The sequence below is a fragment of the Pseudomonas sp. NY15463 genome (assembly GCF_048068415.1).
Lineage (GTDB): Bacteria > Pseudomonadota > Gammaproteobacteria > Pseudomonadales > Pseudomonadaceae > Aquipseudomonas > Aquipseudomonas mosselii_C.
Map to the genome: position 1 here is coordinate 553,731 of NZ_JBLUQD010000005.1, position 9,613 is coordinate 563,343.

General features: G+C 66.4%; 1 protein-coding gene and 1 pseudogene. Both read left to right on the top strand.

Features of this window, described 5'->3' with window-relative positions; all coding sequences use genetic code 11:
* Positions 1 to 135: 135 nt before the first annotated feature.
* Positions 136 to 7,848 (top strand): annotated as a pseudogene (locus ACNFIC_RS15815) (amino acid adenylation domain-containing protein); the annotation flags it as partial.
* A gap of 73 nt (positions 7,849 to 7,921) precedes the next feature.
* The coding region (locus tag ACNFIC_RS15820) for a condensation domain-containing protein (protein WP_416781372.1) at positions 7,922 to 9,613 on the top strand (1,692 nt) is incomplete at its 3' end.

Here is a 9,613-nt window from a genome sequence, read left to right on the forward strand (position 1 = left end):
GAAAGAAAATGTTTCAAGGCTCGCCCGGCGCCGGTCTGGCTGCGGCGCGAGCCATTAACTTTTTTCAGGTTGTATCCGTTTCGTAGGGATAGCCGGGCACTGCCCGTGGTACCCCACCTGTACGGAAGCAACCTGATGAATGCCGAAAAGTCCCTGCAACTGGCCCGCCGTTTCATCGAACTGCCGCTGGAAAAGCGCCGCGTGTTCCTTGAAAGCCTGGCCAGGGAGGGCATCGACTTTTCCCAGTTCCCGATCCCTGCCGGGGTAGTGGCCGACGACCGCTTGGCGCCATCCTTCGCCCAGCAGCGCATGTGGGTGCTCTGGCAGCTCGACCCGCAGGGCGCGGCCTACAACCTGCCCGGAGCGGTGCGACTCAAGGGCGCGTTGGACGACGCCGCGTTGGAACAGGCATTCGCCCGTCTGATCGAGCGCCATCAGGCGTTGGCCTGCGTGTTCCAGCAGCAGGACGACCAGCGTCTGGCCCAGGTGCATCGCCCGGCGCCGCCGCAGGTGCAGCGGGTTGACCTGCGCGACCTGCCAGCCAGTGAGCGTGAAGCGCAGGTGCGCGCCGAAGTCGAGGCCGAGTCGCTGCGTCCGTTCGACCTGGAGCACGGCCCGCTGCTGCGCATCCGTTTGCTCAAGCTGGCCGAGCAGGAGCATGTGTTGCTGCTGACCCTGCACCATATCGTTTCCGACGGTTGGTCGATGAACGTGCTGATCGACGAGTTCAGCCGCTGCTATGACGCGTTCGCCGCAGGCCAGCTGCCGCAGTTGCCGGCCCTGCCGATCCAGTATGTCGACTACGCCCTGTGGCAGCGCCGCTGGCTGGAGGCGGGCGAGCTGGAGCGTCAGCTCGCCTACTGGCAAGCCACCTTGGGCGATGAGCAGCCAGTGCTGGAACTGCCGCTGGACCATCCGCGCCCGGCGACCCCGAGCTTTCGTGGCAGGCGCCTGGAATTTGCCGTGGACACAGTGCTGGCCGAGCAACTGCGCGGGTTTGCCCGTCAGCACGAGTTGACCCTGTTCATGCTCCTGCTGGGTGGTTTCGGCCTGCTGTTGCAGCGTCACACCGGCCAGGCCGACCTGCGCATCGGCAGCCCCGTGGCCAATCGCAACCGCAGCGAGGTCGAAGGCCTGATCGGCTTGTTCGTCAACACCCAGGTGCTGCGCGTGCAGCCGGATACGCATCAGGATGGCCTAGCCTACCTGCAAGCCGTACGCCAGACCGTGCTCGGCGCCCAGGCCCATCAGGATCTGCCGTTCGAGCGCCTGGTCGATGCGCTCAAGGTCGAGCGCAGCCTGGCCCACGCGCCGCTGTTCCAGGTGATGTACAACCACCAGCCCGAAGTGACCGACCTGACCGCCGTGACCCTGGCCTCGGGCCTGGAGTTGTCGTCCCTGGACTGGCGCAGCCGCACCACCCAGTTCGACCTGAGCCTGGACACCTATGAAAAGGGCGGCGTGCTGCGTGCGGCCTTCACCTATGCCAGCGACCTGTTCGACGCTGCCACCATCGAGCGCATGGCCGCTCACTGGCAAACCTTGCTGGCCGCGCTGGTACAGCAGCCGCAGCGTGCTTTGTGGCAACTGCCGATGCTCGATGACGGCACCTTGCAGCGTGTCCTGCACGACTGGAACGCTACCGCCACCGACTACCCGTTGCAGCGCGCCGTGCACCAGTTGATCGAAGATCAGGCCCGGCGCACCCCCGACGCCGAGGCGCTGGTGTTTGGCGACCAGCGCCTGAGCTACGCCGAGCTGGAGTCCCAGGCCAACCGCCTGGCCCATTACCTTCGGGCCCAGGGCGTCGGCAATGACCAGTTGGTGGGTATCAGCGTGCAACGCAGCGTAGAGATGGTCGTTGGCCTGCTCGGCATCCTCAAAGCCGGCGCCGCCTATGTGCCGCTGGACCCGGAGTACCCGGCCGAGCGCCTGGCCTATATGGTCGAGGACAGCGGCATCGACCTGCTGCTGACGCAACAGGCGCTGCTGGCCAGCCTGCCACTACCGGACCAGGTGCGCTGCGTCGCCCTCGATACCCTGGACCTGGACGCGCAGCCCACCACGCCGCTGGCGCTGGCGGTGGATCCGGCGCAACTGGCCTACGTGATCTACACCTCTGGCTCCACCGGGCGCCCCAAGGGGGCTGGCAACAGCCACCGCGCATTGACCAACCGCCTGTGCTGGATGCAGCAGGCCTATCAGCTCGATGCCAGCGACACCGTGTTGCAGAAGACCCCGTTCAGCTTCGATGTGTCGGTGTGGGAGTTCTTCTGGCCGCTGATCAGTGGCGCGCGCCTGGCGGTGGCCGCACCCGGCGAGCACCGTGAGCCGGCGCGGCTGATCGCGAGCATCCAGCGCTATCAGGTGAGCACCCTGCATTTCGTGCCGTCGATGCTCCAGGCCTTTATCCATGAGCCGGGCGTCGAAGCTTGCAGCAGCCTGCGCCGGGTGGTGTGCAGCGGCGAGGCGCTGCCGGTGGACGCCCAGCAGCACGTGTTCGCCCGGCTGCCAGCTGCCGGCCTGTACAACTTGTACGGCCCCACCGAGGCGGCCATCGACGTCACCCACTGGACCTGCCGCGACGAAGGCCGCGACAGCGTGCCGATTGGCCAGCCCATCGCCAACCTGCGCACCTACGTGCTCGACGCAGGGCTTGAGCCGGTCGCGCCTGGGGTCTCTGGCGAGTTGTACCTGGGCGGTATTGGCCTGGCCCGTGGCTACCACCGTCGCCCCGGCTTGACTGCCGAGCGTTTCGTCGCTGACCCGTTCAGCGCGGGTGAACGCCTGTACCGCACTGGCGACCGCGTGCGCCAGCGTGTCGATGGGGTCATCGAATACCTTGGGCGCTTCGACCATCAGGTGAAAATTCGTGGCCTGCGCATCGAGCTGGGCGAGATCGAAGCGCGCCTGGCCCAGCACCCGAGCGTGCGTGAGGCGGTGGTGCTGGCGCTCGATGGCAAGCGACTGGTGGGCTACCTGGTGCTCACGCAACAGGGCGAGGGTTGGCAGCAGGCGCTCAAGGACTGGCTGCTACAGGCGCTGCCTGAGTTCATGCTGCCGACCCACCTGATTGCATTACCCAGCCTGCCGCTGACGCCTAACGGCAAGCTCGACCGCAAGGCCCTGCCGCAGCCCGAGGCCGCGCCGCGCGAAGCGTATGCAGCGCCGCTCGATGACCACCAGCGCCTGCTGGCGCAGGTCTGGGCCGAGGTATTGGGGTTGGCCCAGGTCGGTATCGACGATAACTTCTTCGAGCTGGGCGGTGACTCGATCATCGCCATCCAGGTGGTCAGCCGCGCGCGCCGCGAGGGCTTGCAGTTCAGCCCGCGCGACCTGTTCCGGTACCAGACCGTGCGCAGCCTCGCCGCGGCGGCCGGGCATGCGCTGGCGGTGCAGGCCGAACAGGGGCAAGTACAGGGCCAGGCGCAGCTCAGCGCGATCCAGTTGCAGTTCTTCGAGCAGGCCATGCCGGTGCGTAGCCACTGGAACCAGTCGCTGCTGCTGACCCCGCGCCAGCCTCTGGATGGCGAACGCCTGGGCGCTGCGCTGGCGCAACTGCTGCGCCAGCACGATGCCCTGCGCCTGCACTTCAGCCAGCACCAGGGCCAATGGCAGGCCTGGCATGCTGATGCTCAACAGGTGTTCAGCGAGCATGCCGTGGCGAGCGCCGAAGCGCTGGCCGAGCTGTGCCAGGCGGCCCAGTGCAGCCTGGACCTGACGGCGGGCCCGTTGCTGCGTGCGGTGCTGGCGCAACTGGCGGATGGCAGCCAGCGCCTGCTGTTGGTGATCCATCATCTGGTGGTCGATGGCGTGTCCTGGCGGGTGCTGCTCGAAGACCTGCAGCAGGCCTACCAGCAGCAGCCTTTGCCGGCCAAGACCAGCGCCTGGCAGGCCTGGACCGCGCGCCTGCCGGCGCTGGCCGAGCGTCACGCAGAAGAACTCGATTACTGGTGCGCACAGACCGTGGCTGGCGAGTTGCCTTGCGACAATCCCGAAGGCCAGGCTAGCAACCGCCATGCCTGCACATTGCAAACCCGTTTCGATGCGGCCTTCACCCGCCAGTTGCTGCAACAGGCGCCAGCGGCCTACCGCACCCAGGTCAACGACCTGCTGCTGACGGCCCTGGCCCAGGCCGTGGCCGACTGGAGCGGCCAAGCCGAGGTACTGGTGCAGCTCGAAGGCCATGGCCGCGAAGAGGTGTTCGAGGATATCGACCTGTCGCGCACTGTGGGCTGGTTCACCACGCTGTTCCCGGTGCGCCTGACGCCCTGCGCCGAACCCGGCGCTGCGCTCAAGACCATCAAGGAACAATTGCGCGGCGTGCCGCACAAAGGTCTGGGCCACGGCCTGCTGCGCCAGTTGGGCAGCGTCGAGCAGCGTCAGGCGCTGGCCGGGCAGCGCTCGCCACGCATCACCTTCAACTACCTGGGGCAGTTCGACCAGCAGTTCGACGAGCGCGCCCTGTGGGAGCCGGCCACCGAGCGCAGCGGCGCGGCCCAGGATGCCGACGCGCCACTGGCGAACTGGCTGACGGTGGAAGGGCAGGTGTATGGCGGCGAGCTGAGCTTGCAGTTCGGTTTCAGTACGCAGATGTACCAAGAGGCGACGATTGCCGGGCTGCTCGAAGGCGTGCGCAGCCGTCTGCATGCGCTGGTTGCCCATTGTTGTGCGTTGCCGGCGCCGCAGGCCACGCCGTCGGACTTTCCGCTGGCCGGCATCGACCAGGCCGGGCTCGACGCCCTGGGCTTGCCGCTGGCCGAGGTCGAGGACCTCTACGGCCTGTCGCCGATGCAGCAGGGCATGCTGTTCCACAGCCTGCTCGCGCCTGACAGCGGCAGCTACATCAATCAGCTCAGCGTGCAGGTCGAAGGCGTGGAGGCCGAGCGCTTGCGCGCGGCGTGGCAGGCCAGCGTGGATGCCCACGATATCCTGCGCAGCGGCTTCATCTGGGACGCTACCCTGACCCAGCCGTTGCAGGCGGTACAGCGCCAGGTCGAGTTGCCGTTCACCTACCTCGACTGGCGCGACCGCGAAGACGCCGAGACGGCCGTCCAGGCACTGGCCGAAGCGGAGCGCCAGCGTGGCTTCGACCTGCGCCAGCCTGGGCTGTTGCGGGTCGTGCTGGTGCGCCTGAGCGATACGCTGTGCCAGCTGGTGTATACCCACCATCACGTGCTCATGGACGGCTGGAGCAACGCCCAGTTGCTGGGCGAGGTGCTGCAACGCTACCAGGGCCAGACGGTCGATACTGGCCCAGGGCGCCTGCGTGACTACATCGGCTGGCTACAGGCCAAGGGCAGCACCGCCAGCGAGACCTTCTGGCGTGCCCGGCTGGCAGCGCTGGACAGCCCCACCCGGTTGGCGCTGGCACTGCCTCGGGCGGCTGGCGGCGAAGGTTTCGGCGATCACTACCAACGCCTGTCGGCTACGGCGTTGCAACGCCTGGATACGTTCGCGCGTGGGCACAAGGTCACCCTCAATAGCGTGATCCAGGCCGCCTGGCTGCTGCTGTTGCAGCGTTACACCGGGCAGCCTTGCGTGTGTTTCGGCGCCACCATGGCAGGCCGCCCAGCGCAACTGCCCGGTATCGAGCGTCAGATCGGCCTGTTCATCAATACCCTGCCGGTGATCGCCAGCCCCGGCGCTACCCAGACTGTGGCCGAGTGGTTGCAGCAGGTACAGACACTCAACCTTGATCTGCGCGAGCACGAATACACGCCGCTGGCCGAGGTGCAGCGCTGGCATGGCCAGGGCGGCGATGCGCTGTTCGACACCTTGGTGGTATTCGACAACTACCCGGTGGCCGATGCGCTGCGTCAGGCCGGTGGCGAGGTGCGCTTCCAAGGTCTGGAGCAGCGTGAGCACACCCACTATCCGCTCACCCTGGCCGTGGGGCAGGGCAGCGGGCTGGAGTTGCACCTGAGCTTCGACCGTGGCCAGTTCGACGATGCGGCGGTGGCGATGCTGGCGCGCCATCTGGTGCAGTTGCTCGATGGTTTCTGCGCCGACGCCGCGCAGCTGCTGGGCAACCTGGGCTTGCTGGCGGCCGATGAACGTCGGCAACTGCTCGAAGGCTTCAACGCCACCGACACCGAGTACCCGCTGGCGACCCCGGTGCAACGCCTGATCGAGGCGCAGGTAGCGCGTACCCCGGATGCAGAGGCACTGGTGTTCGGCCAAGTGCGCCTGAGCTACGCCGAGCTTGATGCCCGCGCCAATCAGTTGGCCAATCGCCTGATCGCCGCGGGCGTCGGCCCGGATGTGCTGGTCGGGATTGCCGTCGAGCGCAGCGTCGAGATGGTGGTTGGGCTCTTGGCAGTCCTCAAGGCCGGTGGTGCTTATGTCCCGATGGACCCGGAGCTGCCGAGCGAGCGCCTGGCCTATCTGTTCGAGGACAGCGGCATTGAACTGCTGCTGACCCAGAGCCATCTGAGCCTGCCGATGCCTGAAGGGCTGACGGTCCTGGCTTTGGACACGCTGGACCTGAGCGCCTATTCGAGCAACAACCCGAACATCGCCGTGGCCCCGGAAAACCTGGCCTACGTGATCTACACCTCGGGCTCGACCGGCAAGCCGAAAGGCGCAGGCAACCGCCACAGCGCGCTGACCAACCGGCTGTGCTGGATGCAGCAGGCCTATCAGTTGGATGCCAGCGACACGGTGCTGCAAAAGACCCCGTTCAGCTTCGACGTGTCGGTGTGGGAGTTCTTCTGGCCGCTGATGACCGGCGCACGTCTGGCCGTTGCTGGTCCGGGCGACCACCGCGACCCGGCCCGGCTGGTCGAGCTGATTCACCAGTATCAGGTCACCACGTTGCACTTCGTACCGTCGATGTTGCAGGCGTTCCTGACGGATGCCCAGGTGAGCAGTTGCACCGGCCTCAAGCGCATCGTCTGTAGCGGTGAAGCGTTGCCGGTGGATGCGCAGCAGCAGGTCTTCGCCAAGCTGCCGCAGGCCGGTTTGTACAACCTGTATGGCCCGACCGAAGCGGCCATCGACGTGACCCACTGGACTTGCCGCGAGGAGGGCACCGACACGGTGCCTATTGGCCAGCCGATCGCCAACCTTACGACTTACGTGCTGGACGCCGAACTGAACCCGGTGCCGGTCGGGGTAATCGGTGAGCTGTACCTGGGCGGCGAAGGCCTGGCGCGCGGTTACCACCGCCGCCCGGCATTGACCGCCGAACGCTTTGCCACCAGCCCGTTTGGCAATGGCGAGCGGCTGTACCGCACTGGCGACCTGGCTCGTCAGCGCGCGGACGGGGTGATCGAGTACGCCGGGCGTATCGACTATCAGGTGAAGATTCGCGGCCTGCGTATCGAGCTGGGTGAGATCGAGGCGCGGCTGATGGAGCAGCCCGAGGTACGTGAAGCGGTGGTGCTGGCCGTGGAATTGGTCGGCAGCCTGCAACTGGTAGGTTATGTGGTGCCGAGCGAAGTCGATGCCGACCCGCTGTTGCTACGCGACACCCTCAAGGTCCGCCTCAAGGCTGGCCTGCCGGACTACATGATCCCGACCCACTGGGTCGCGCTGGCACAAATGCCCCTGAGCCCCAACGGCAAGCTCGAACGCCGCGCGCTGCCTACCCCCGAAGCCGGGGCAGGGCGTAGCCACTACCGCGTCCCGGTCACCGACCTGGAAGTAGCCCTGGCGGCGATCTGGCAAGAGGTGCTGCACGTCGAGCGCATTGGCCTGGACGACGACTTCTTCGAGCTGGGCGGTCATTCGCTGCAACTGGTGATGCTGCAATCGCGCCTGCGTGCAGCGTTCGGCGCCGATGTGCAACTCAAAGACATTCAAGCCTTGCGCACGCTGGGTGCGCAGGCGACCCACATACAGGCAACGACGGTCAGCGACGACCGTGAAGCAGAGCTCGACCTGATCTTTGGTGTGCTCGACGAACTGGAGGAACACAATGCTTAAGCAGGGGGCCGCACGCACCGAGGAACTGGTCAGCCGGATCAGGGGGCTGGACAGCGGCAAGCGCCGGCAATTGTTCACCCGTCTGCAACAGATGGGGATCGAGGTTGCCCGACTGCCAATCGTGCCCGCCATCGACGGCAGCGATACGCCGCTGTCGTATGCCCAGCAGCGCCAGTGGTTCCTCTGGCAACTCGAACCTGACGGCTGCGCCTACAACATTCCTGCGGCCCTGCGTTTGCGCGGGGCGCTGGACGTCGCGGCATTGGCCGAAAGCGTGGCCTGGTTGGGCCGCCAACAGGCTAGCCTGCGCACTCGGCTGGAAGAGGTCGAGGGCGAAGTCCGCCAGCGTTTCGATCAAGATGGCATCGCCCTGTTGCAGGTCGAGGATTGCCCGTTGCCGAGCGCCGAGCGTGAGCGCAAGGTCCAGGCCAGCGTGGCGACTGAGCTTTGCACACCGTTCAACCTGACCGCAGGCCCACTGTGGCGGGTGCGCTTGCTGCGCATGGCAGATGACGACCACCTGTTGCTGCTGTCGCTGCATCACCTGATCAGCGACGGTTGGTCGATGGGTGTGCTGGTCGAGCAACTGCTGGGTGGGTATGCGTCCTTCGCGATGGGGACCGAACCGGTACTGCCGGCGCCGGCTATCCAGTATGGCGACTATGCGCACTGGCAGCGCGAATGGATGGAGTCGGGTGAGCGTGAGCGTCAGTTGGGCTGGTGGATGCAGGCGTTGGGTCGCGAGCGGCCTGTGCTGGAACTGCCCACCGACCACGCCCGTCCGCCGCGCCAGAGCTACCGGGGTGCGCGTCTGGAGGTGGCGCTTCCCAGCACGCTTGGGTATGCGCTGCGAGAACTGGCCCAAGCCCATGAGGCCACGCCGTTCATGTTGCTGCTGGCGTCGTTCCAGGCGCTGTTGCACCGCTACAGTGGCCAGGTCGACATCCGTGTGGGGGTCCCTAACGCCAACCGCAACCGCCTGGAAACCGAGGGCCTGATCGGCCTGTTCGTCAACACCCAGGTGATGCGTGCCGAGATTAGCCAGGGCCTGCGCTTTGACCAGTTGCTCGAACAGGTCCGGCTGATGGCCCTGGGCGCCCAGGCCCATCAGGACCTGCCGTTCGAGCAATTGGTCGAGGCCTTGCAGCCCGAGCGTAGCCTGAGCATCAACCCGCTGTTCCAGGTCATGTACAACCACCAGCACGTCGGGACTGGCCGGATCGCCCAGCAGTTGCCTGGCCTGCAGGTCGAGGCGCTGAACCTGGACAACCAGACCGCGCAGCTGGATCTTGCACTGGAAACCTACGATCACGGTGATGCTTTCAGCGCGGTGCTGATCTATGCCACCGATCTGTTCGAGGCGGCCAGCGTCGAACGGCTGGCCAAGCACTGGTTGCACCTGTTGCACAGCATCATCGCCGACCCGCAGGGGCGTATCGATCAGTTGCCGATGCTCGACGCCGAAGAACGCGAGCTGGCACTGCGCGGTTGGAACGCCACCGCCACCGAGTACCCGCTGGATACCCCGGTGCAACGCTTGATCGAGGCGCAGGTGGCGCGTACCCCGGACGCTGAGGCGCTGGTGTTCGGCGATGTGCGCCTAAGTTACGCCGAGCTGGATGCCCGCGCCAATCAGTTGGCCAATCGCCTGATCGCCGCGGGCGTCGGCCCGGATGTGCTGGTC